Annotated in this window: 20 protein-coding genes; 9 read left to right on the plus strand and 11 right to left on the minus strand. The window is 61.9% G+C overall.

Annotation, left to right across the window (positions count from 1 at the left end; genetic code table 11):
- The first annotated feature begins 215 nt into the window (after window positions 1-215).
- The 6 genes from B0G80_RS45470 (at window position 216) to B0G80_RS29365 (ending at window position 7433) form a co-directional block, all read left to right on the plus strand.
- A complete protein-coding gene (locus tag B0G80_RS45470) occupies window positions 216-641 on the plus strand; it encodes a hypothetical protein (RefSeq protein ID WP_147309942.1) in 426 nt (141 codons plus the stop codon).
- 1274 nt (window positions 642-1915) lie between these two features.
- Window positions 1916-3508 carry a flavin monoamine oxidase family protein gene (locus B0G80_RS29345; protein WP_220377502.1) on the plus strand — a complete coding sequence of 531 codons (1593 nt, stop codon included), beginning with the start codon at window positions 1916-1918 and terminating at the stop codon, window positions 3506-3508.
- A complete protein-coding gene (locus tag B0G80_RS29350) occupies window positions 3501-3920 on the plus strand; it encodes a cytochrome c (RefSeq protein WP_116121484.1) in 420 nt (139 codons plus the stop codon). The genes B0G80_RS29345 and B0G80_RS29350 overlap by 8 nt, the downstream gene beginning before the upstream one ends.
- A 151-nt stretch (window positions 3921-4071) precedes the next feature.
- Window positions 4072-5004: an NAD(+) diphosphatase gene (gene nudC / locus B0G80_RS29355; RefSeq protein ID WP_116121485.1), complete on the plus strand. Its 933-nt coding sequence runs from the start codon at window positions 4072-4074 to the stop codon at window positions 5002-5004.
- Between the two features lie 262 nt (window positions 5005-5266).
- The gene (locus tag B0G80_RS29360; RefSeq protein WP_116121486.1) at window positions 5267-5959 is read left to right on the plus strand and encodes a phosphatase PAP2 family protein; all 693 of its coding nucleotides are present in this window, start codon (window positions 5267-5269) and stop codon (window positions 5957-5959) included.
- A gap of 256 nt (window positions 5960-6215) precedes the next feature.
- Window positions 6216-7433, plus strand: a complete 1218-nt coding sequence (locus B0G80_RS29365) for a tryptophan leader peptide (RefSeq protein ID WP_258879072.1) — start codon at window positions 6216-6218, stop codon at window positions 7431-7433.
- Window positions 7434-7626: 193 nt separating this feature from the next.
- On the opposite strand, the gene B0G80_RS29370 is transcribed toward B0G80_RS29365, so the two are convergent.
- Window positions 7627-9675 (minus strand): pyridoxamine 5'-phosphate oxidase family protein, encoded by a 2049-nt coding sequence (locus B0G80_RS29370; RefSeq protein WP_116121488.1) that lies wholly within the window; start codon window positions 9673-9675, stop codon window positions 7627-7629.
- Window positions 9676-9708: 33 nt separating this feature from the next.
- The gene (locus tag B0G80_RS29375) at window positions 9709-10350 is read right to left on the minus strand and encodes a glutathione S-transferase family protein (RefSeq protein WP_116121489.1); all 642 of its coding nucleotides are present in this window, start codon (window positions 10348-10350) and stop codon (window positions 9709-9711) included.
- Window positions 10351-10459: 109 nt separating this feature from the next.
- On the opposite strand from B0G80_RS29375, the gene B0G80_RS29380 reads away from it, so the two are divergent.
- On the plus strand, window positions 10460-11380 hold the full coding sequence (locus B0G80_RS29380) for a LysR family transcriptional regulator (protein WP_116121490.1): 921 nt from the start codon (window positions 10460-10462) through the stop codon (window positions 11378-11380).
- A 57-nt stretch (window positions 11381-11437) separates the two neighbouring features.
- On the opposite strand, the gene B0G80_RS29385 is transcribed toward B0G80_RS29380, so the two are convergent.
- The 3 genes from B0G80_RS29385 to betC form a co-directional block, all read right to left on the minus strand.
- Entirely contained in the window at window positions 11438-12586 is a 1149-nt protein-coding gene (locus B0G80_RS29385; protein WP_116121491.1) for a porin, read from the minus strand.
- Window positions 12587-12856: 270 nt separating this feature from the next.
- The gene (locus B0G80_RS29390) at window positions 12857-13807 is read right to left on the minus strand and encodes a choline ABC transporter substrate-binding protein (RefSeq protein ID WP_106280811.1); all 951 of its coding nucleotides are present in this window, start codon (window positions 13805-13807) and stop codon (window positions 12857-12859) included.
- Window positions 13808-13858: 51 nt separating this feature from the next.
- Entirely contained in the window at window positions 13859-15397 is a 1539-nt protein-coding gene (betC, locus tag B0G80_RS29395; RefSeq protein ID WP_116121492.1) for a choline-sulfatase, read from the minus strand.
- A 163-nt stretch (window positions 15398-15560) separates the two neighbouring features.
- Here betC and B0G80_RS29400 point away from each other — a divergent pair, with 163 nt between their 5' ends.
- Window positions 15561-16475, plus strand: a complete 915-nt coding sequence (locus B0G80_RS29400; RefSeq protein WP_116121493.1) for a choline sulfate utilization transcriptional regulator — start codon at window positions 15561-15563, stop codon at window positions 16473-16475.
- Window positions 16476-16612: 137 nt separating this feature from the next.
- A complete protein-coding gene (purU, locus tag B0G80_RS29405; protein WP_116121494.1) occupies window positions 16613-17488 on the plus strand; it encodes a formyltetrahydrofolate deformylase in 876 nt (291 codons plus the stop codon).
- A gap of 106 nt (window positions 17489-17594) precedes the next feature.
- On the opposite strand, the gene B0G80_RS29410 is transcribed toward purU, so the two are convergent.
- The 6 genes from B0G80_RS29410 to B0G80_RS29435 form a co-directional block, all read right to left on the minus strand.
- Window positions 17595-18452, minus strand: a complete 858-nt coding sequence (locus B0G80_RS29410; RefSeq protein WP_116121495.1) for a glycine betaine ABC transporter substrate-binding protein — start codon at window positions 18450-18452, stop codon at window positions 17595-17597.
- Between the two features lie 136 nt (window positions 18453-18588).
- Window positions 18589-19836, minus strand: coding sequence for a hybrid-cluster NAD(P)-dependent oxidoreductase (locus tag B0G80_RS29415; RefSeq protein ID WP_116121496.1), 1248 nt, complete (start codon window positions 19834-19836; stop codon window positions 18589-18591).
- A gap of 33 nt (window positions 19837-19869) precedes the next feature.
- Window positions 19870-21183: an SRPBCC family protein gene (locus B0G80_RS29420; RefSeq protein ID WP_116121497.1), complete on the minus strand. Its 1314-nt coding sequence runs from the start codon at window positions 21181-21183 to the stop codon at window positions 19870-19872.
- 73 nt (window positions 21184-21256) lie between these two features.
- Entirely contained in the window at window positions 21257-22033 is a 777-nt protein-coding gene (locus tag B0G80_RS29425) for an electron transfer flavoprotein subunit beta/FixA family protein (RefSeq protein WP_116121498.1), read from the minus strand.
- A complete protein-coding gene (locus tag B0G80_RS29430) occupies window positions 22030-23214 on the minus strand; it encodes an electron transfer flavoprotein subunit alpha/FixB family protein (RefSeq protein ID WP_116121499.1) in 1185 nt (394 codons plus the stop codon). Before B0G80_RS29430 ends, B0G80_RS29425 begins: the two co-directional genes overlap by 4 nt.
- Window positions 23215-23218: 4 nt before the next feature.
- The gene (locus B0G80_RS29435) at window positions 23219-25132 is read right to left on the minus strand and encodes a (Fe-S)-binding protein (protein ID WP_116121500.1); all 1914 of its coding nucleotides are present in this window, start codon (window positions 25130-25132) and stop codon (window positions 23219-23221) included.
- Between the last annotated feature and the right edge of the window lie 2 nt (window positions 25133-25134).

A 25134-nucleotide genomic window follows, 5' to 3' on the forward strand; every position in this document is an offset into this window, starting at 1 on the left:
ATCAGAAAAGCACGCTTGGATACGGCGCTGTACGATTTTTAAAAGATACGTCCTGTATTATACATTTATGGCCACACATAATTCCCCAGCATGGCGAGGGTGAGCATTAGATGACGTGCCCGTACTCCTGCGAAACCCGGACAAACGGCGGCCCATTCTGCGCGGGTTCGACGCGGTGGAATCGGTCTGGACGCCATGAAATCAGCGCGAAAACCATGAAATTACAAATCGCTTCCGACTTGCATCATGAAATTGCGTCTGACGCACCTTTATGCGGAAACCCGTTGCCGCTGGCCAGAGGAGCCGAGGCTCTGGTTCTTGCGGGTGACATCCATGCTGGAATGGGCGCGGTTGGTCTCTACCGTGACTATGCGGCTCCGGTCATATACGTACATGGAGACAACGAACAGACTCTTGCGACGTGCGCGCAACTCGTCGCCCAGTTGCGCAAGGAAGCAAAAGGTACGTCGGTTCACTTCTTGGAGAATGGCGAAAGAATCATTGATCGCGTGCGTTTCCTGGGTGCCTATCTCCGCACCGCAAGACCATTCTCGCTCGAAAAACATGATCGGTCCCAGATTCCGCAAAGCCGCGAGACTCGACGTTTCGCTATCCCACGAAGTTGGCCGCGACATTCATGAACCGGCGGATAGATTGCGAAGCCCTGAGAGAACACTGCAATGGTTGAATCGACGCCTCGACAAGCCCTTTGCGGGCCAAACGGTTGTTGTTACATACTATGCACCGGGTGGAATGTCAGTCCCCCAAAGTCATCGGCGACGCTATTTAGGCGGTGCATTTGCCAATGGCCTTGAAGCTCTGGCGATTAAGGCGGACTACTGGATTCACGGTCACATTCACCGATCAGCGGATTACAACATCGGCACCTGCCGTGTCATATGCAATCCGCGCGGATACCCGTTCAGAAGCCAGATTGGGCATTATCGGAATATTCCGGTGAAGTAAGCCACCGGCGCGCCCTGCTGATTGGATGAAGGAAAGTCGTCGTCAAGTCGGCGGAGACGGATATCCGGTCGATTTGCTATCGCCTAGCGCCAGACGCCCTCAGCCCTTGGAATTGACGGGTACATTACACGGAGACGTTAGATATATCTAATGGATTCGGGTAACAGTCGGATCAATTCGAGTCGGCGGGTAGCGTTTCGGTCGGCAAGTGGTGTTGTTCAACGACTACCCGGTCGGAGTTCCCGCCGAAAGCCTGCTCTTGGCATTGCTTTAAAATCAATTGCTTATGGCGCTTACTACCCGGGTACGGTTTCGGTACGCTCACTCCTAGTCCGCCCCGACGATTGCGTCATCGGTGGTCGCCGTGTAGTAATTCCGTCGACGACGACCGCTCTTTATGAAGTTTGCGAGATGACCAACGGACGGAAAAAAGGCAATTATGTCGGTATATCACGTCGGCTTGGCCCAATCGTCACGGCTTATCCCGGAAGCTCACGGCCGCCCCGCCTAGAATTTGCACAATGCTATCGGTATGTCTCGTTGAGGAGCAAAAACGGGATACACGGATGGTATGGCGCTAACAATGGCGATAGAATCGCGTTGCCCGTCTCCGGTCGAGCGCCGCGAGGATGGCCTCGCGTCGATCTGAGAGGAACCGTTGCAGTTGCCGAGAGCGGCCAGGCGACCGCGCTCATGCCACAGTTCAGCAGCCAATCAATTTGACATAATATAAATTATCAACAATTACAGTGTTAGTCTCAGGTTCCGATGTCCGCACCCCCAGAGTCCGAATCTTCCCGCGCGCCGGTGCACACGGCGAAGAAAAACAGTTCATAGTTTTGATTCGCCTCGAGCCCGGTTCCAGCAGCCGTAGCCCCAAGCCTTCGCAACCCGGGCCGCCATCTGACTTAGCTCGCTATCGTTTCTCCAATCAGGACACCAGGTCCTCATGTCGAGAATGACCCCCAACGCAATGAGCCGCCGGCATCTACTGACGCTGATCGGCAGGAACCTCGGCGCGGCCGCCATGATGCAAGGTATGGGCACGCTCGGGTTCGCCGCGGCCTCCACCTACGCCGGCCCGATGCGGCTCGACGGCGCGCCCAAAGGAACGCGCATTCTTGTGCTCGGCGCGGGCATGGCCGGCCTCGTCGCGGCCTTTGAGTTGAGGAACGCGGGCTACCACGTACAGGTGCTCGAATACAACGACCGCGCGGGTGGCCGGGCGTGGACTGTCAGGGGTGGCGATCGTTATACAGAACTCGGCGGTGCCACCCAGTACTGCGATTTCGCCGACGGTCTCTATCTGAACCCCGGGCCGTGGCGCATTCCGTATCATCACCAGGGTGTACTCGACTACGCAAGGCGCCTGAAGGTGCCGCTCGAGCCGTTCATCCAGGTCAACTACAACGCCTACCTGCATTCGACAGAGGCCTTCGCTGGTCAACCCCAGCGATTCCGCGCGGTGCAGACCGACTATCAAGGCTATATTGCCGAGCTGCTTTCCAAAGCGATCCGCAAAGACGCACTCGACGATGCGCTGTCAGCCGACGATGCGCAGCTGCTACTCGAATCCCTGCGCCAATGGGGTGCGCTCGGTCGGGATGGTCGCTACCAGATGGGCGACCGAAGCAGCGAACGCCGTGGATTCGAGACCGCCTATGGCGGTGGGCTGATGCCCGAGGCCGTGCCATCGAATCTGCTGCCGCGCGAACCGTTGCTTGCATCGCGTTTGTGGCAATGGCTGTCTTCGGGCAACGAGCTGGACTATCAGAGCACCCTCTTCCAGCCCGTCGGCGGCATGGACCGGATTGCCCATGCGCTTCATTCGCAGGTCGCGAGCGCCGTGGTGTTCAACGCCAGAGTCACGGGCATCCTGCAGGACGAGCACGGCGTCACCGTGCGCTATACCGATACGACCACCCGGACCGAACGGAACGCGCACGCGGACTGGCTCGTGTGCACCATTCCGCTCTCGATTCTGAGTCAGATCGACATTGCGGTTGGCCCGGCCATGCGCGCCGCAATCGATGCCGTACCTTACGAGACATCGGTGAAAATCGGCTTGCAATTTGGCCGGCGCTTCTGGGAGGAAGACGAGCAGATCTACGGCGGCATCACGCACACCGACCTGCCGATCTCGACGATCGGCTATCCGGCAACAGGTTACGGTTCGAGCGGTCCTGCGGTGCTGCTCGGCGCCTACATGTGGGGACCCGCCAGCTATGAGATGGGTGCGCTGCCGCCGGCCGAACGGATCGCCGTGGCATTGGGCCAGGGCAGCCAGATTCATCCGCAGTACGCGCGTGAGTACCAGAACGGCTTCGCGATGAGCTGGAGCCGGTCACCGTTTACGAATGGCTGTTTCGCTGCCTGGACGGATGCGTTGAGGCAGGCGCATTACGCGAATCTCTGTCAGATCGACGGACGGATCGTCCTCGCCGGTGAGCACGCTTCCCATATTCCGGCATGGCAGGAAGGCGCCGTGCTGTCGTCACTGGATGCGATCACCCGTTTGCATCGGAGAATCGTCAATGGATAGGCCAAAGCTGATCGTCGGCGTGATGCTGATCGCCTTGTCGATGGGCGCCGCGACGGTATCGGCTCAGGCGGTGACACAGGACGCGACGCGCACCTTCGCGATTTCGCCGGGCTACCGCTTCACCGAAAAAAGCGGCGAAGCGCTTTACAACGCCAGTTGCGCGGGATGCCATATGCCGGATGGAAAAGGCGCACAGGGCGCGGGTCACTTCCCCGCGCTCGCTGACAACCCGGCAGTCGAAGCCGCACCCTACGTCATCATCAACGTACTCCACGGGCGAAAGTCGATGCCATCGTTTGGCGACGCGATGGATGACGATCAGGTCGCTGCTGTCGTCAACTACACGAGAACCCATTTCGGCAATCGGTTTTCCGGAGGTGTCACGCCGAGCCAGGTTCGAAGTTTGCGCTGAGTTGACATGGTAGGGATATGGATGCGTGGTCTCCTTTGCGCACCCTCCTCCATCTGGCCATCACGTCCTGCGAGCCGACTGAACCTGAACGGGCGATAACGCCCAACCCCGTGCCATACTTGCGGATCTCCCTGCTACCTTGACGACCGTGATGATCGCCACTTCCGCGTCCATCGGCTTTAACTTCAACCCGCTCGACCGCCACTCCGACAAGCGGGACGACCACGCCTTCATCGAGCATCTACGCAACCATTCGGCGGCGCGCTTTCTCGTCTTTCATGGCGACGTCCCTTTGCTTAAGCGAGGCAACGAGTATGACCCGTGGTTCGCCGCAGGCGAAACCACCGCCTTCGGCGAGCCGCTTCATAGGATTTTCCTGGGCGAAGAAAGCGACGGCAGCGGGCGTTTCGCGCTCGGCTTCGCGACGACGGACCCAGAGCCGGACAGCGGGCATGAACACATCGACCTTCGCTCGCTAGCGCTGCAAGACCTCGTCGCTGCTGGAGCCCTCGGCGTTCTGGCTGAGGCCAAGTCGATGCTCGATTGGCATCGCCGCCATGGCTTCTGCGCGAACTGCGGCTCCGCAAGCCGCGTCACCAACGCCGGCTGGCAACGCATCTGCGATGTTTGCGGCGCGCGCCATTTCCCACGGGTGGATCCAGTCGTGATCATGCTGGTGATAGACGGCGAACGGTGTCTGCTCGGCCGCCAGCGGCATTTCGGCAAGGGCATGTACTCGGCGCTTGCCGGTTTCGTCGAACCGGGCGAGACCGCCGAAGACGCCGTGCGCCGCGAAGTAATGGAGGAGGCCGGCGTGACATGTGCGCGGGTTGTCTACTTTGCGTCGCAGCCGTGGCCGTTTCCTTCATCGCTGATGATCGGGTGCTTTGCGCAAGCGAGTGATACGGACGTCGTCATCGATACGATCGAACTCGAAGACGCCCGCTGGTTCTCCCGCCAGGAGGTCGCGGCGATGCTGGCGGGAACGCATGCCGACAGACTGTCGGCGCCCAAGCCATTCGCCATTGCCCATCATTTGCTGCAGGCGTACGTCGAGAAGGGTGATTCGGTATTGATCGGCTGAGCAGTCAATCCGCACCGCCGCTACACGCGCCGCGATACGCCCTTCCGCTTCACGCGCGGATCCCCATTGGGCGTCTGTATGCAAGTGGAAGTTCGGAAAGCGTGTAACGCGCTAAAGCAAGCACTGCCGGCGACATGTCGGCCGCGGCTATCGACGCGCAATCTACGCGCGATTGACGGATATCGCGTAAGCGCCAGGAAATGCGGCGCATTGATTGGGATATGCTAATCTCGGTCGCCTAGCTCAACTTTATTACAAAATAATGAACAGCTTCGATTCGTCTATCGAAACATATCTGTCCAACCTACACTTCGGCCATCTCGCGACGCGATCCATTGCAAGTATCGCCGACCTTTACACATTCAAAGGCCTCGTACTCATTCCCGTGCTTTGGTGGATGTGGTTTCAGCACGACGAGCGCCGCGAATGGCGACGAGAAATGGTTTTCGCAACGCTTTTCAGCGGCCTCGCGGCGCTCGTCGTCGGAAGACTGCTGACTCACTGGTTGCCGTTCAGGGTTCGCCCCGTCTACAACGCCGAACTGCATCTGCAATTTGCAGGTAGCGATCTCAACGACGCACTGCTGAGCAACTGGAGTTCCTTCCCCAGCGACCACGCGATGCTATGGATGGCGGTCGCCACCGGCATCTTCCTCGTGTCACGTCGCATCGGCGTGCTGGCGATTCTCTATACGGCGCTGTTCATTTGCCTTCCGCGCGCCTATCTCGGCTTTCACTACCCGACCGATTTGCTGGTGGGCGCCGCTGTGGGCATCGTCATTGCCTATGTCATGACGCGAGACGCCATCCGCGTGCGCTACGCCACTCCCGCGCTGCGATGGATCGAACGCCACCCGGCGCCTTCAGGGATGCTGGCCTTTGTTCTGTGCCTCGAACTCGTTACACAGTTCGACGAACTGCGCACGCTGGCGAGCAGTGTAGTCAGAAATTTATAAACCACGCGTGGCGCTGGAAGTGTCGGTGTGGAGTGTCCAGCGCCCTCTCGCGCATGAGCGGGCGGAAAAAGCCTTGTTTTTGGCGGAACCGGTTCAGTGATCGGCGGCCGGGTGTGCAAGTATCGTTGCCAAGGCGCACACCCCACCCTTTGCGAGGTTCAGGATGGTTTGGAGACTCTGGAAGACCGAGAAGCGGCAAGATGGGACGCAAAGCTGGCCAAGCGATACGAATCAGTCGATCAAGCAGCTTCTGGGCATGTACCTGAGCAGCGATGCCGCGCCGTTCGCAGGGTGGGCCGCGCCCGGCATCACATTCACGCCGGATGTCGAACCGGTCCTGCGAAACGGAGTCCGGGGATATCAGCTCGCCCTCTGGTTCTGGCTCTTTGCCGAGAAGCACGGCACGATCGCGGCGCGCATGGTGCGTGAGTCGTTCTGTCTGTTCGCTGAGGAAGCGCAACCGTCATCCGGTGAGAGGATCGATGCCCTCCTCGACTTCGAAAATCGCCTTGCGCATTCTATCGAGGGGATTTCCTCCGGGGAGCGTACGTTCCGGCTGGAGAGCCTGCCGGTCGAACTGCCGATGGAATTCTTTCTGGCCACGGGTTTCCTCCGGCTTGCACCGGAGTCCCCTTATGCCGGAGAAAATGAGAGCGCCAGTCTGCAAGGCAACGACTACAAGCTCGCTGACTGCTTTCGCCATGCAACGGAGGAGGCGCTGGCGGTCTTCCGGGCGATGATCGACAAAGTCGAATTTGACGCGAAATCGCTATCCAACTGGAAATGGAGCGCCCATCCGGGCGCTGCCGAGCGGCATCTGCAACGACGCCACGGCAATCCCCTGTTTCCCCTGCACCGCCAGATGGTGACGGCGCATGACGTCTATGAAGCACGTCTTGCCGACACCCAGGCCCTTCACGAAATCAGCAACGAGCTCGGTGAGCTCAACCACTCGTTCGCGCAGACGACCGAACTGCCGCTGAACTGGCAATCTTTCCTCGACGGGTATCGGGACTACGTCGACCGCCTCGATGAACGCCGCCTGGCGGCGGGTGGGCAGAACGCGCCGCTCGGTGACGCAATTGCCAGACTGCGCACCGACATCCTCACGACCTGGCGCACTTCCCTTCACAGAAGCCGCCATAGCCTTGCCGCGCTGGACCACGAAGAAGCGCAAAGGGCCGAGCGACGCGCGCTTCTGTACGGATGCGACTGGACCGCACAGCTTCTCAGTAACGGTTCTCTGATACCGCCGGAAGAGGTCGTCCCGGCCCTTCTGAGTGAGTCCCCGGCTGAGCTGGAAAAAGTGGTGACCGCCCTTCAGGCGGAGCCCCGACTGCATGACACGCTCGTGCATTGCCGTGCAACCGCGCATCGACTTGACAACGAAGCACGCTCGGGCGGCCGCAATATTCCCGACATAGCCGGCAAGCTCCGTATTCTCGACGGTCCGCCCGAACAGGTGCCGCACTGAACTCGCTGCCGGCCGAAAATCCCTGGATCAGCCGGGCGAGCGCCATCACGCGTTGACGTCGGCTACCGAATCGCGCGGATCGGCGAGCCGTCTGCATAGGATGCCTGAGGTTTCCGGTCGCCATGCCGAACACCCGAACAACCCCCGTTCAAGACGACGTCGAGAACGGCTATTCGCTTTGCGCCGCCGTCGATCAAAGATCCAGCGTCACATTCGCGTCGCCGGCCACCGGATGCGCCATGCAAACCAGCGCCGCGCCGGCTTCGATTTGCGCCTCCACTTCGCCGTCGTACTTGACCTGGCCCGACAACAAACGCGTCGAACACGTCCCGCACATGCCCGACCTGCAACTCGACGGCGCGTCGATACCGTGCGCTTCGGCAAATTCAAGCAGGCTGCCGTCGCGCGGCAGCCATTGAATCGTGCGCCCGGAGCGCGCAAAGGTCACTTGCACCGCGCCCGCGTCTTGTGCCGACGTGTCCACCGGCATCGGCTCACTCTTGATGGCAAGGACACGCTTGACACTCGCCGGACCGAACGCTTCGAAACGAATCCGTTCGTCGGCGACATTCAATCCGCGCAGACCTTCATACAAGTCACGCATGAACTGCTCGGGGCCGCACAGATAGAAGTCGTAGTCATCGAAAGGAAGCGCACGCTTTAACGCGTCGATGCTCACACGCCCGGCCGACACACCTGGGGCGAGCTCATCGGCGGCGCTATCGAAAAGGTGCAGGGAAAGCGCGGTGTTGTGCGCGGCAAGCTCTTTCAATTGCGCGCTGAACGCACGTTCGCGATCGCTACGCGCACCGTGAAAGAAGAACACCCGCTTCGCTTGCGCGGCCTCCGTGCGTGATGCTGTCAAGGCATGCCGAAGCATCGCCATCATCGGTGTGATGCCGATGCCCGCCGAGATAAACACGGCAGGCCGCGGGCTGTCCTCATCGAAGACGAAAGCACCACGCGGCTTCATCGCTTCGATCTGCGCTCCGGCAATGAGATGCTCATGCAGCCATTGCGAAGCCACGCCTTCTCGCTTCACGCTGATTCGATACCGGTGCGCATCGTGCGCATCGGACAGCGTGTAGGTCCGCGACAAAGGCGTGGTGGAGTCCGCCACCGGCACGCGGATCGGCAGAAACTGTCCCGGCTTGTACGAGGGCAACGGCGCTCCGTCGACCGATTCAAAATAGAAGGAACGGATCGACGCAGTCTCCTCGACCACCGCCGCGACCTTCAGCTTGTACCACGGCGATACGGCCACCGGCTTTTGCACCGCCGCCGCAAACTGCGGCGCGTACTCGACGTCCGACCAGCGAAACGGCAGCGCGCTACGGCTGCGCCGCACTTCCTGTACGTGAAAACGGACCAGACGTTGCGCGCCTTCGAAGGCAGCCAACTGCGCGCCGTCCCACACGATTTCCGCGCGCGCCGCGATATACAGCAGATCGCCGCTTGCAAAGTCGATGAACAACAGCCCGGCGCGCGGGTCATGAATCAGGTTGCCGATCGTGTTGAAGAAGTTGTTGCCGACGAAGTCCGGCGTGGTCAGCGTGTGCTCATCGTCGACACGCACAAATCCCGGTGCGCCGCCGCGATGCGAAACGTCGACGCCGCGCGCGAGACCCGCGTCCTCAGCAAGGTTTGCGCTTGCGATGAAAAACGTATCCGCCCGCATCAGGAATGCGCGGTCGGCACCGCTGAGTTGCGTCGCAATTTCCGGCGGCACGGAAGGTTCCGACGCACTCTGCTCCACCCAGGCCGGTGTACGGCTCTGGATGTACTTGTTGCAATTGCCGAAACTCTGACGAACCTCGAGCGTCAACGCCGCCCCGTCCGCCGACGTCACCATGCCGTTGATCCGGTTGCGCCGGCGAGTCTGCGGCTGCAGCCCGAGACCGCCGATCATCGAACCCTTCTGCCAGCTAGCCGCGAGCGGATCGCCGGCTAACGCACCGCCTTCGATGCGCAACGTCTTCGCATCCGGCGACGACACAAAGCCCGGCAGCCCGGCGCGCACCGTCGCCCACGGCTGCCCGTGCGCGTCGACGCCGCCGAACACCATGAAGGGCTGCTCGGAGTAAAACTTGCGATGCTGGTCTGGCATGTAGCGCCGGATCCCCCGGCGTCCCGACGCTTCCGCCACGCTTCTCACGCCCACGCGCTGCTGGGCGGCGAGCTCGGCGGCATGAAACGGCGAGGTGTCGGCGCCCCAGCCATTCAGAGGGATAACGGTGGACATGACCGGACTCCGGTGTCGTGAAGGATCAACCATTCATTGCGCGAGCAGCCCCGCTTTTGTCGAGGGCATCGCGACGAACCGCGGCAATGCCTCGACGCGGCGCAGCCACGCACGAATGTTCGGATAGGGGTCGAGCGACACGCCGCCTTCCGGCGCGTGGGCGATGTAGGTGTGCGCGGCGATATCGGCGATCGTCACCTGATTGCCTGCCGCGAACGGCTTGTCCGCCAGTTCCCGGTCGAGCACGTCGAACAGCTTCACGGCCAGCTTCTTCGCGGTCTCGTGATCGTGCGGCGCACCAAACACGGTGACGAGCCGCGCGGTGCACGGCCCATACGCGATCTGACCGGCGGCGAGCGACAGCCAGCGCTGCACAGCCGCCGCGCCGAGCGGGTCGTCCGGCAACCAGGAGGCGTCGCCATAGCGCTTGGCCAGGTACACCAGAATCGCGTTCGAATCGGACAGGGTGATGTCGCCGTCCTGAATCGTCGGCACCTGGCCGAACGGGTTGAGCGCCAGATAGTCGGGCTTGCGGTTGTCGCCGGCCTTCATGTCCAGTTCGACCACTTCGAACGGCAGATCCAGCAAGGTCAAAAACAGCTTCACCCGATGGCCGTGGCCGGAAAGCAGGGTCGTATAGAGGCGGATCGGCTGGGCGGGTCGGGCAACGGGCATGACAGGTTCCGGAAAGGTGAAGGGATGAAGCGAGCATAATCCGCACGCACCCCTTTGCAGAAGCCTGATAATCCGGGAAACACAGTCAATCGAAGATGGACAATCCACCATGGCCGATGTACGCGACGTAAACCTGAACCGGCTGGCGATCTTCGTCGCGGTCGTCGAGGCGGGCTCGCTAACCGCCGCGGCAGCGCGGCTGGGCCTCGCCAAGACGATGGTCAGCACGCACATGCAGCGGCTCGAAGCGGAGGTGGGCGCGAGCCTGCTGGTGCGCACGACGCGGCGGCTCGGTTTGACCGAGCCCGGCCGCGCATTCTACGAAGCGAGCGTGAAAATTCTCCGCGCCACGGAAGACGCGCTGGCGGCGATCGGCGGCGAAACGGCGCCCGTGCGCGGCACGTTGCGCGTGAGCTCGCCGATCGATTACGGTTCGCTTGCGGTCGCGCCGGTATTAGTGGAATTGCGCCGCACGCATCCGCAACTCAATGTCGAGTTGCTGTGCACCGATCGTTATGTGGATCTGATCGCGGACGGCATCGACGTCGCGATCCGCCTGGGCCGGCTTGCCGATTCCAATTTCCGCGCGGTGAAACTGGGCAGCTTCGTCAAATGGATCGTGGCGAGCCCGGATTTCGTCGAGATCTGGGGGCGACCGCAAACACCCGCCGAACTGTCGGCCATGCCCTTCTGCGCGTTGACGGTGTTGCCGCGTCCGCTGACGCTCGACCTGCAACGCAACGGTGGCAAAGGCGATGGCGACGCCGAAAGCGTGCGCTGCGAAAACGCGTTACTGGTGAATACGGCCGACGCCTGCCGCGCAGCGACCCTCGCCGGCGGCGGCTTCGGCCTGTTGACGGACTTCTCGATCGGCGGCGATATCGCTGCGGGTCGGCTGATTCGCCTGCTGCCGGAATGGGCGACCGAACCCGCGAGTATTCAGGCTATCTTTCCGCCCACGAGTCATTCTCCGCCTAAAGTGCGGGCGCTGATCGAGACGTTCAAGAAGCAGCTCGAGCGCGCAGCGTAATGGCACATCTGGTGTCCCGTGAACCGGGACACCTTCGAGCCTTCGCGTGTCGACGCGTCAGAACGAATGCCGCATGCCGATCCGCACATCGCTCTGCGTGTTCGACGTGGACGGCGTGAAGCTATAGCCGATCACCGCATTCACGCCATCCGACGCGCGCAGATAATCGCCGGAGACGTAGACGTCCGTGCGTTTGGACAGCAGGTAATGCAGCCCGAGCGAGCCCTGGTTCCAGTGATTGCCTTCGAACCGCGTGTGCTGATAGCCGCCGTACAACATCAACGCGGGCGTGAAGGTGTACGAGGCGCCCGCCTCATAGACCTGCATATGCGAGGTCTCGCCGACTCCCTTGATGGTCGTGTAGGTAAAGTTGCCGCTCAACATGACCTTGCCGATCGTATAGGCCGCACCGACTGCGAACGCCCCTTGCTTGTCGACCGGAAACGGCGACGAACTGTATAGATCCGTCACCGCGCCGGTCGCCGGATCGACAGACACGGTCGGCTTGCCGAGGAACGTGCGTGTGCCGATCATCGCGTACGGATCGAATGCATAGATGCCGTTCGGATTGTTCAACTGCGTATAGGCCGCACCCATGTTGAACGCACTGTGCTCGTAACGCGCGCCCACGCTCCACGCGCTCTTGTTGTGGAAGTCACCGGCGGTATTGCCGAACGAATACATGCCGCCGAACGAGAAGCCGGCATAGTCGTTGGAGAGGAACTTGATCGAATTCGGCAGCCGGTCGCCGTTCATCCGGTCGAAGTCGCCCTGATGGATCGCGTAGCCGCTCGCCCACGCCGAGATGTTGTAGAGGTAGACGAATTCCTCCGTCATGTCGAGCTGATTACCCAGCGAGAGTTGCCCCCAGTTGTTCTTCAGGCCCACATAAGCCTGACGTCCGAACTCGGCACCGCCGAATGCAAGTTGCCCGTTGCCGACATGAAAACCCGATTCGAGCACGAACACCGCCTGCAAGCCGCCGCCGAGATCCTCGACGCCCTTGAAGCCGATCCGGTTGCCGTATGAAATACCGTCGTCGAATTTAAACTGGTGAGCGCCGCCGGCATTGTTCACGTAGGTAATGCCGGCGTCCAGAATGCCGTAAAGTGTGACGCTGCTTTGTGCATGGGCAGCCGTCGGCGCGCATACAGCGCTTGCCGCGATAGCGAGTCCCGAAAGGCTGGCGGCATTTCTCTTCTTCATCTAATTCTCCCCTGCTCTTTGCCTGCGTATTTCGTTGGATAAAGCGATCCCTGCTGCGTGCTGTTGTCCAACGCGCGGCGCTTCTCGCATGACGGGCAGTTCAGAAACCGGCTGAGACCGAGTGAAACGAATTGGAGCTATCTACGATGCATGCAATAGCCACTCACGTCCGCATTGCCGGATCAAGAATACGGGTCCAGATTTACGAAGATTCGACCGGATGCGACATAAATCTGTCGCACCGCGACCTCATCGTTAGGAATGCGGCTGTTATTTCACGCCGAGTGCGGTTTGCACCGCTTGCAGGCCATTGGCGCCGCTCGCGGTGTTTACCCCGTCGAGCCACGACTTCAATAATTCAGGGTGACGCTTGAGTGCTTCCGTGGCGGCGACATCCACGCCCGTTTTCTTTTCGAGTACTTCGGTAATCACGCCGTTTTCCAGATCGACGTTGAAGGTGAGTTGTTTGAAAAGCCGCCCGACATTCGGACACTGTGTGGCATAGCCGCTACGCGCGACCGTATTGACCGTGGCACCGCCGTAGTTGGGCCCAAAGTACTTGTCCCCGCCGTCAAGGTACGTGAGCTTGAACTTCGTGTTCATCAAATGCGGCTCCCACGCGAGAAAGACGATCCACTTCTTCTCGCGCACCGCGCGCTCCACTTGCGTGAGCATGCCGGTCTCGCTCGATTCGACAAGCTTCCAGTTGCCGAGTCCGAACGCCTTGTCATCGACCATTTTCTTGATGTTCTGATTGGCCGGTGCGCCAGGCTCGATGCCATAAATCTTGCTGTCGAACTTGTCGGCATTTTTCGCCAGGTCCGCGAAAGAATGAATACCGGCGGCAGCCACATAGTCGGGCACGGCCAGCGTGAACTTGGCGTTGCTCAGATTCGGATGCACGACCTCGATCGACTTTTCTTCTTCGAACGGTTTGACGACTGGCGCCTGCGCCGGCATCCAGTTGCCGAGGAACACGTCGATCTGCCCTTTCTTCAGGCCTTGATACGTGATCGGCACCGACAGGTTCGCGACGTTCTGCTTATAGCCGAGCGCCTTCAACAATACGCCGGTCATTGCATTGGTCGCGTCGATGTCGGTCCATCCGGGCCCGGCCATGTTGACCTGCGTGCACGACTGGGGCTCGGCGGCCGACGCGAAAGTGGCTGCCGCGCACAGCAGCGCAACGCCGGTTACCGCCTGTCTGAAGAGCTTTTTCATTATGTCGGCTTCCTGTTCGTGGGGTGGATTGGATCGTGAGCAGCATGCGGATCAACGGGCGACGGCGGGAAAGCGCGCCATTGCTTCGAGCGTATCGAGGTCGATGTGATTGCGCATATAGCGCTGGCTCGCATCGACGCGCGGTTGCCAGTCCCAGGACGCGACCGTGCCTTGCGTAGTCGACGCGAAGTGAAAATGGCGGCGCCGCTGGCTTTGCAGCACTTCGTTGTGCAGCGCGGCGAGGTCCCAGCGTTGCGCCATTTCCTCACGAAATGCCGCGACCTGCGGTGCATATTCGCTGCGCGCGGCAAGGTTTTCGCGTTCCAGCGGATCGGCTGAGACGTCATAGAGTTGATCGGGATCGGCTGGCGTGTGAATGAACTTGAACGGCCCACGCCGCAGCATCACAATTGGCGCAATCGCGCCCTCGGCCAGGTATTCGCCGATGGCTTCATCATGGCCGCCTTGCCTGCCGAGCAGATGCGGCACGAGGGATTGTCCATCGAGCGAATCGGGCCACACGGCCGGTTGCTCGCCGCGCGCCAGTTCGACGAGCGTCGGCACCAGATCGAGATGCGAAACAGAGGCCTTTACGCGATGCGCGTCGAATTGTTGCGGCGCGTGCACGATCAACGGCACGCGGCAACCGCCTTCGAAGAAAGTCATCTTGTACCAGAGGCCGCGCTCGCCGAGCATCTCCCCGTGATCGGACGTCACGACGATCACCGTATCTTGCGCGAGCCCGGCCTGGTCCAGCGCTTCGAGGATCGCGCCGAACTGGTCGTCGACGTACGAGATCGCGCCATAGTAAGCGCGGCGCGCGTTGCGGATCTGCTGATCGGTAGGCGGCGTGCGATCTGCCTCATACACATGGCGCAGACGCTTCGAGTGCGGGTCCGCGTGTTCGAACGAATCGCGAAACGCGGGCATGTCGATGTCTTCGTCACGATACATATCCCAGTACTTTTGCGGAATCGCGTACGGGTCGTGCGGATGCGTGAGCGAGGCGACCATGCAGAACGGCCGTGCATCCTTGCCCGCATGACGTTCGCGCGCGATATCGAAGAGTTTCTGGCGGGTGGTGAACGTGACTTCGTCGTCGAAGTCGAGCTGATTAGTGCGCACGCACGGACCCGCGTCGATTACCGAACTCATGTTGTGATACCACGTGGGACGTGCTTCGAAGTGGTCCCAGTCGGGTGTCCAGCCGAAATCGGCGGGATAGATGTCGGTGGTGAGCCGTTCTTCGAAGCCATGCAACTGATCGGCGCCGCAGAAATGCATCTTGCCCGACAGAATGGTTCGATATCCTTCAGCGCGAAGATAATGCGCGAATGTCAGCGTTTGCGACGGAAATTCCGCTGCGTTGTCATAAGCGCCGATCGCGGACGGCAGCTTGCCCGACAAAAAAGAAAATCGCGAAGGCGCGCACAGCGGGCTCGCGCAATAGGCCGATTCGAATACCACGCCCTGCTTCGCGAGGCGATCGAGATTGGGCGTCTTCGTCAGAGGGTGTCCGTACGCGGCCAGCGCGAACGGCGTCATCTGGTCGGCCATCAGGATGAGAATATTCTTTTTGCTGTCAAGCATGAGTGCGCGCCTCGAATAGAATCGCATGTGTCGATGCGGATGCCGTGATGGATGCAACGGCGAGCGGGCTGCCAGTGTGCCGGGCCCGCCATGAGCACTACTATTGCCGTCCAATTCGCGGCTGTGAAGACGGCAATTCGTTATGTGCCTATAAGAGGGTGTTATGTCGAGACAGGACCGCTTGCCGCCTATGCAGGCCTTGACGATGTTCGAGTCCGCCGCGCGTCTGGCCAGCTTCACGGCGGCCGCGCGCGAACTGGGTTCGACCCAGCCCGCGGTGAGTCAACGCGTGGTGCAGCTAGAGGAAGCGCTTGGCGCGCCGCTGTTCGAGCGCGGCCATCGCGGCGTCACGCTCACTGAAGACGGCGAACGGCTCTTCGAAGCGGTACGCCATGCGCTGGACACGATTCGCCACGCCACCAGCGAAATCCGGGCGCGGCGCACGCCGCAAACGCTCACCCTCTCCACCGACTTCGGCTTCGCCACCTATTGGCTGATGCCGCGTCTATCGCAGTTCAAGGCGCTCATGCCGGACGTCGACGTGAAGATCATTACGTCGCAAAGCGTGTTCGATCCGTCGCACGATCAGGCGGACATCGCCATTGCGTTCGGCGACGAACACGCGGACTGGACCGCGCGAGGCGTGGTCAAGCTGTTTCCCGAGCGCGTCACGCCGGTGTGCAGCCCGGCGTTTCTCGCGGCGCACCCGTCGCTGCACGCGCCCGCTGATCTGCTGAATCTGCCGCTCCTGCATCTCGAGCCGACCCAGCCGGCGCGCTGGCTGTCATGGGCCGACTGGTTCGGCGCGCACGAACTCGATGCGCCCGCTGCGCATCGCGGCATCACGTTCAACAGCTTTACGCTCGTCGCCCATGCGGCGATCATGGGCCAGGGCGTTGCGCTGGGCTGGGCGCCGCTGGTCGACGAACTGCTTGCCACCGGGCAACTCGTCGAACTGTTCGACCCGCCGATCGTCACGCAGCGCGGCTATCTGCTCGTCACGCGGCGCGCGGCGACACCCGTGGTCAGCGCGTTTCGCCACTGGCTGCTCGGCGAATGCGGGCTCGACGCGGAATAAGCGCTGCGCGGCGGCCTGACGCTCCCGTTCCAGCGCGACGGCGGTTAGCTTCTATCCGCGTGCCCGCCTGATTTGCTCTACTGCGAAGATGCATGCCGCGCCCCGTGGCATCGTCCTATTGTCCAAGTGGAGTGCGCATGTCCGTCGATTCCCGTCCCGATCAGCTGGTTCTCACCGTCGCCTGTCCGAGCGCGGCGGGCCAGGTTGCCGCTGTCGTCGGCTTTCTCGACCGGCATCATTGCTATATCGACGAACTGACCGTTTTCGACGACGACCTCAGTGAGCGCTTTTTCGTGCGCTGCGTGTTTCACGGCGTCGACAATCAGGAGACGCTGCACGCCACGGCCCTCAGGCGCGAATTCGAGCCGATCGCCGAGCGTTTCCGCATGACGTGGGCGATGCACGATGTCGGCACGCGCCCGAAGGTGCTGATCATGGTGTCGAAACTCGAACACTGTCTCGCCGATCTGCTGTTCCGCTGGCGCATGGGCGAGCTGAAGATGGACATTGTCGGCATCGGCTCGAATCATCGCGATCTCGAACCGTTGGCGCAGCAGCACGGCCTGCCCTTCCACCATCTGCCGATCACCGCCGACACGAAACCGCAACAGGAAGCGCGTTTGCTCGATCTGTTCGAGACTTCGGGTGCCGAACTGATGATTCTCGCGCGCTACATGCAGATTCTCTCCGGCGAAACGAGCCGTGCACTGGCCGCGCGAGCGATCAATATCCACCATTCGTTTCTGCCCGGCTTCAAGGGCGCCAAGCCGTATCACCAGGCGCATACACGCGGCGTCAAACTGATCGGCGCGACCGCGCATTTCGTCACCGACGATCTGGACGAAGGTCCGATCATCGAACAGGTGGTGGAGCGCGTGGATCACTCGTATAGCCCGGAGCGTCTGCTTGCCACGGGGCGCGACGTCGAATGCATTACGCTTGCGCGGGCTGTCAAGGCGTTTATCGAACGGCGCGTGTTTATCAACGGCGATCGAACTGTTGTCCTGCAGTAAACGAAAAGAACGCCGCTAGAAGCGGCGTTCACGTTTTTTCAGGCGTTGCCGCTTCATCAAGGCGGCAACGCTTTCGTACGAGTGTGCCCGGCAGTGCCCGGCAGAATCACTTCACCCAGCTATCCACCCGGTCACCATGCGCACTGATCCATGCATCCGCCGCGGCGGTCGGCTTCTCGCCGTTCTGCGTCGCCAGCATCACGCTGTCGATCTCGCCCGGCTTCCATTGGAACTTCTTGAGGAACGCGACGACCGGCGGCGCCTTCTTCTCGAGTTCCGGATTCACGACGCTATCCACGTGCTCCGCTTCGCCGAACACCTTCTTCGGGTCGTCGAGGAATTTGAGCTTGTACTTCGCGAACATCCAGTGCGGCCTCCAACCCGTCACGATAATCGGCTTGCTCGCCGCTTCCGAACGCGCCAGTTCAGCGGTCATCGCGCTGCCAGAACTCGGCATCAACTGATAATCGAGTCCGTAGGCCTTGATCGCCTCGCTGGTTTTCTGCATCACGCCCGCGCCGGCGTCGATCCCGACGATGCGTGAGCCGAACTCCGCCTTCTTGGCTTCCAGATCGCTCAGGCTCTTCACGTCGACGTTATCCGGCACGATCAGGCCGATCTTCGCGTCGTTGAAGTTCGGTCCGAGGTCGATCACCTTGTCCTTGAAGTTGTTCCAGTACGCGCCGTGCGTGACCGGCAGCCACGCCGACAGCGTCGCGTCGAGATCGCCGCGCGCCACGCCCTGCCACATCACGCCAGCCGCGACCGGCACGAGTGTGACCTGATAGCCGAGGCGCTTTTCGATCACGCGCGCGGCCACGTTCGAGGTCGCGACGCTATCGTCCCAGCCTTCCACGTAACCGATCTTGATGGTCGGCTTGCTATCGGCCGACACGCTCACGCTGCTTGCCGCCAGCGCCGCGCTCATGGCGCTCAACACGAATATCTTTTTGATCAGTCTCATCGCCGTTCTCCCTTTGCCGTCAAAACAACCCAATGAGCATTTAGAATCGCCAGCCAGAATTACCGGGTAGCGTTGTTTTCCGACATGCAGTTGTCCGCACGCGACTTCCCGCCATTGGACCCATCTTCTTCTCGTCTTACTTATCGACGACGAGATCGCTCAACGGCTTGCTGCAGCACAGCAGCACCATGCCCTGATCGATCTCACGCTGGCGAATCCCGCCGGCGTGTTTCATCGCGACTTCACCCGACACCAGCTTGACCTTGCAGGTGCCGCACATGCCCTGTGTACACGACGCCGGCAACCTCACGCCCGCTTTCTTCGCCGCGTCGAGCACGTGCTGGCCGCTGCCGCATTCGATCTCGCGATTGCTTTTGGCGAAACTCACCTTGAAGCGGATTTCTGTTTCGATGGAAACGGGTGCGGGCGCGAATCCAGACGCCTCCTCGCGCGCCTCGACGAAGCTGTCCGCGCTCACCGGTGCTCCAACGCTCTGCAATGCGTCCGCGACATGCGCGGTGGTCAATTGCGCGGCCACTTCACTGACCGTCTCGAACGAAAAACTTTCCTCGTGATAATGACCGCGGTCGAAGCCGCCTTCATCCAGCAGATTGCGCACGGCTTGCATATACGGCGCGGGTCCGCAGGTGAAAATCTCGCGCTCCAGATAATCCGGCGCGATGAGCTTGAGCAACGGCAAGGTCAGAAAGCCAGTCACGCCTGGCCAGTTCGTACGCGCGCCAACCCGCTCGCAAACGAACGCCGTGCGGAAATGGGCCTGATTCGACGCAATCAGATCGAGCTCGCGCGCGAAGATGATGTCGTCCGGCGTGCGGGCGCTATGCACGAACACGATGTCGCTGTCTTCACCGAGTTCGTGATGCGCGCGGCTCATCGACATCAACGGCGTGATCCCCGAACCGGCGGATAGAAACAGGAACTTGCGCGCCGGATGCCGCGCGCAGGTGAACTCGCCCGACGGCCCGAGCACACGAACCTCCGCGCCCGCATGCAGATTGTCGTGCAGCCAGTTGGAGACCTTGCCGCCCGGCACGCGCTTCACCGTGATCGAGATCGTGTGAGGACGCGTGGGCGGCGAAGAAATCGTATAGCAACGGTTGATCGATTCACCGTCGATCTCCAGTTCCAGCGTAATGAACTGCCCCGGCTCGAACACAAACGCCCGCCCGGACGGCGCACGGAAGAAAAAGCTCTTCACGTCGTGCGTTTCCTGACGAACCTGGCAGCACACCAGCGTGTCGTCGGTCTCGCTATTCCAGCGTGGCGGCAACGTCTCCCAGAACCGCGGCTGCGTGACGCGGCTCGCAGCGTGATCTGGAGCCGGTTCGGGGCTCAGTTGGAACGTCGCCTGATCGCGCATCATTGTTTTCTCCGACTCCTGGTTGCAGCGTCGCGCTCAGCGCATGAAGGACACGACTTTTTCGCCATGCGAGGCCGGCGCGGTATCGCCGGCGTCGTGGGTTTGGGGCGCATTGCTGTAATCCGCCATGCGCGCGATGTACCACTCGCAGAACTTCTCGACGAGCCCTTCCGTGAACGGCGAATACGGGCCCGGCTCATACGCGCTGCTGGTCGCGCCGCGCTGCGAGTATTCGACGAGCGCGCGATCCTGGTCGTTGGTGGCGCGCCACACGGCTGTGAGGTTGTTCACGTCGTAATCGATGCCTTCGCGCGCGTCCTTGTGAACGAGCCACTTGGTGCGCACCAGTGTCTTGCCGGCCGAGAGCGGAATCACCGAGAAGCTGACGATGTGATCGCTCATGAAGTGATGCCACGAATTTGGCTGCGTCCAGAACGACAGTCCGCCGAGATCGGCCTGCTCGAAGCCGCCGAGCAGTTTCTTCGACGCCACTTTCGCGTCGAGCGTCTGCGATTCGCCGTCGCGATCGAGCGGCAGGCGTTGCGTGCGGAAACCCGTGACCAGATCGGCCAGCCGTTCGATTTCCGCCGACGGCAGCTTCATCGCCTCCCATTGCGCGGTACGGCGCGCGACGGTCTCTTCGAACGCGGCCATGCCCTCTTCGTTGGCCGGCGTGCGTTGATAACCGAAGCCGTATTCATAGAGCGAAACGGTCAGCTCGGGATGGTTCGCGACGCAGTGATAGCATTCGCGATTGTTCTCCATCGTGAGCTTCCAGTTGCCGTCTTCGATAATGTCGATCGAGGCCGCGATCTTGCATCCGGCCAGATCGTGCGGCAGCAGATACGGTTCCATCGCGGCACGCATCACGGCGAAGTCGGTCGGCGGATTATCGGCGAGGCAAATGAAAATGAGGCCCGCCAGATTCTCGACATGCACGGACTTCAGACTATGTTTGCAGCGGTCGAACTGATCGCCCATGTGTTCGGCGAACATCAGGTCGCCGTTCAGGTTGTAGGTCCAGCTGTGATACGGGCAGACGATATTGCCGAGCGAGCCTTTGTCGGTATTGCACAGGCGCGCGCCGCGATGGCGGCAGACGTTGTGAAACGCCCTCACCTGCATGTCGTCGTCGCGTACGATCAGGATCGAATCGTTGCCGATTTCCACCGTGATGTAATCGCCCGGTTCCGGCACGTCCGGTTCCACCGCAACCTGGATCCAGTGTTGCCGGAAGATTGCGTCCATGTCGAGCGCGAAAATATCCTCGCTCGTGTAGAACGGCGCTTCCAGCGTGTAATTCTTTTTGCGGCGTTCGATCATTGCGCGAACGTCTGCCGAAACTTTCATTGTGTGCTCCGTTGCATGTCACGTCTGGCGCCGCGCCAGGCCCTCCTGGACGCGTGCTGGCCCGAACCGGAAATCAGTAATCCACCAGTTGATGCTCGCGCAAATACGCCAGGATCACTTGTGCTTTTTCGACAGAACTTCCTTCAATTACGACGCTGCCGCCACGGCTTTCGGTCGTCGTCGCCGAGAGCATGCGGGCGTGGCCGGAGCGCTTTTCGGCCGCGGCGAGCCGCACCGGTTTGGCGGCTGCCGGGTGCACGGTCCAGGCGAGATCGTCGGGGTTGGCGGCGGCAGGCGCCGCAACCGGGCGGATCGTGCCTTCGCGCAAGCGTGCATACGCGTAGGTCGGTGCGGCGTTGGCGAGCGGATGCACGGCGATCAGCGCGGGCAGCCGCACTTCCACGCGGCGGCGCAAACCCTTCGGCATGAATTGACGGACTTCCGCGCAGCCGTCGCGCAGCGTGATGTCGACGGCGGCGCCGACCAGCGGCATTTCCAGCGCATTGGCGACGCGATACGGCAGCATGCCGCTGTCGAACGCGCCTTCAGCGCGCGTGCCGGTCAGAACGAGGTCGTAGCCACGCAGACGCGCGACGAGCGGCGCCGCTGCGTCGGTCTGCAATTCAGGCGTTGCGGCTATTTCGAGCACTTCGACTGAGCGTGCGCCAAGCGCCAGATATTCCTTCAACGCAGGGTTGGACGGATCGCCCGCATGCAACACGTCGAGCGTTGCGTTGTGCGTTCTGGCAAGCGAAAGCGCGAGAGTCAGCGCGGCGGCGTCGTTGCGGCTGTAGCGGGCGGTGCCGCTCACCGGATGACGGCCCACGGAAACGAGGACGGCGATCTTCATGCGAGCGCTCCTTCGGCCACAGCCGTTGAATTCAGCAGCGCCGCACCGGTTCCGCGTGCCGTGCGCGCCGCGGCCGCCGCTTCGTTGAGCGCCGCGATGGTTTCCTGTGCGTCCGCGATCACCGTGAGATTCGCGCGTTTGGCGATCGGCGCGCTGGCGTCGAGGTTCACCGCGATCACATGCCGGCAATCCTTGATGCCTTGCAGATGCTGCACCGCGCCGGAAATACCGAAGGCGATATAGACGCTTGCCTCGACGGTCTTGCCGGTCGCGCCGATCTGTTTGTCGCGTGTGAACTTGCCGTCGTCGACGGCCACGCGGCTCGCGCCGATTGCCGCGCCCAGCGTGACCGCGAGACGCTCGAACGCCGGCACGTCGCTCACGCCGTTGCCGGCCGAGACGATGAAATCCGCTTCTTCGAGCGCCAGTTGCGCGGCGTCGATTTCCTCGATGCCCAGATCGCGCACTGTGCCGTGGCCTTGCTGCTGCGATGCAGGTTCGCCGTCGAAACGCCACATGACGCGTTCGCCCGCACCGACAAACGGCAGCTTTGCATCCACTGCGTTGGGCGCGAGCAGCACCACCTCGGGCAAAGCGCGCGAGGCGAACGCTGTATTCGCTTGAACATAGCTCGCCACATGCGCGGCATCGATCTCGACGACATGCGCCGCCACGCTTGCATTCGCGGCTGCGGCATAGCGGCGGCCGAGATCGCCGTCGCCGGTTGCGTTGTCCGGCAGGAAAATGTGCACCGGCGCGTACGCCGCGACACACGCAGCCAGCGCGTTCAATTCGTCCAGCGGCGCAAAATTGCGGCGGTCGAACATCGGCAACTCGATCAGTTTGTCGGCGCCGAGCGCGGCAGCATCGCCGCTGAACTCGCCGAATACCAGCAGCACGACTTCGGTCGCGGCGTCGGCAATCAGCGCCGCGCCGGCCAATGTCTGGCGCGCGTGGTCGTCCAATGCGCCACGGTCCGCATGCGCGGCCACGAGTATCACGCGCTGAGGCGCCGCCGTGGTGCGGCGCGGTTTGGCCTGTTCGCGGTGCAAGGCGCCGGCGCCGTGCGTGGCCGTTTCCATTGAACCGGCCGCACCCACTACGCCGAGCGTGATGCGTTTGAGTCCGTCTGCCGTGATCGTGAACGGACGGCGCGGATCGATTCGTTTGAGCGTGTTCATCGCGTTACTCCAGCGCCGCTGCAACCAGTTCGGCGACGTCCAGCACTTCCGGACGCGGCCCCACCACGCCTTCGAGCATCGCCGTGCAATTCGGACAGCCCACCGCGACGATCTCCGCGCCGACGGTTTTCGCGTCGTCGATACGGATATCCGGAATACGCCGCTTGCCCGGAATATCGGTTAAGGGTGCACCGCCGCCACCGCCGCAGCAGCGTCCGCGCATGCCATTGCGCTCCATCTCCACGACCTTGATGCCGATGGTCTTCAACAGCTTGCGCGGCGCTTCGGTCTCACCGTTATAGCGGCCCAGATAGCACGGATCGTGATACGTGATCTTGCGATCCGCGAAGGCGGCCACCGCGCGCGGCGTCAGCTTGCCGCTCGCGACCAGTTGCTCGATCAGTGCCGTGTGATGCTGCACTTCGTAGAAACCGCCCAGCGCGCGATATTCGTTGCGCAGGCTGTGCAGCACGTGCGGATCGGCGGTGACGATCTTGCGGAACGAGTACTGCGAGAGCGTGCCGATCAGCTTCAGCGCGAGTTGCTGGAAGGTGGCTTCATCACCGAGACGCCGGGCCGTGTCGCCGGTATCGGTTTCCACGCCGCCTAACACCGCATAGTCGATGCCCGCGCGATTCAGCACCTTGATCAAAGCGCGCAGCGTACGCTGATAGCGCATGTCGAACGCGCCTTCGCCGGCGATCAGCAGCACGTCTACCGGACGGCCCGGCTGCGCGACCTGCACCTGTAGATCGACGGCCCAGTCGTAACGCGCGCCGATGTCGTAGCCGTTCGCGCTGCCCGTCTCCCGCAGATTCGCGAGCGTGATCGGGCCTTTGCCCGGCACGCTGCCTTCCACCAGCGTCTGATTGCGGCGCATATCGACGATTGCGTCGACGTGTTCGATCAGCATCGGGCATTCCTGCACGCACGCGCGGCAGGTCGTGCAGGACCACAGCGTGTCCGCTTCGATCATGGTCGAGATGAGCGGCTTATCGGGCGCGCCGGCATGCTTGCCGACCGGAATGCCAGGCGTGGGACTGCCCGCGTATTCCGCGTCCGTGCCGCCCACCATGCCCGTGACCAGATCCTGAATCAGCTTCTTCGGATTGAGCGGCTGACCGGCGGCGAACGCCGGACAGGCCGCTTCGCACTTGCCGCACTGCACGCACGCATCGAAACTGAGCAACTGGTTCCAGCGAAACTCGACCGGCTTGCCGACGCCGTACTCTTTCGCGTCGAGCAGCGGCGCTTTCAATGCCGTAGGCGGCACCACGTCGTTGTAATTGCGCTCGGCAAAACGCTCCTGACGCGGATGAAACGCAAGGTGCAGCAGACCAGCGAGCGCGTGTTTCATCGGCCCGCCGCGCGCCGCGCCGAACGTCATCGCAAACGCGCCAGCGGCGATCAGCAGCGCGACGATGATCGCAAGCGCGCCGGACATCGCACCGGCAGGCAGCGCGATGAACAGCACGAGACCGAGTGCGAACGAGCCGAGCAACAGCGGCAAATGATCCCAAGGTCCGCGTGAGAGCCGCGCCGGCACCGCTTTCGCTCCATGACGCCGACGCCAGACGAACACCGCGCCGACCAGCATCACCAGCGCGGCAAGAAAGATCAGCTTGTCGAGCCACGGCGAGTAGATTGCCAGGCCGTAGTTGACGAACACCAGCGCCATCGCGAGAATCGCGCCGCCCGCAGTCGCCACGTGCGTTTTGGCGATGTACGGGTCGCGCGCCACCACATGATGCAGATCCACGAAGTAGCGCTTGGGAATCGACAGCAGATTGGTCCAGCCGTACGCGCCCGCCGCCGTCGCGCGGCCTTCGCGCCAATACGCGGCGCGTTTGACGAGCGCGAACGCCAGACCCGCCACCGACAACCACAGCAGGACGGTGATGACAAACACGGGGCTCATCG

Source organism: Paraburkholderia sp. BL6669N2, assembly GCF_003387275.1.
Taxonomy (GTDB): domain Bacteria; phylum Pseudomonadota; class Gammaproteobacteria; order Burkholderiales; family Burkholderiaceae; genus Paraburkholderia.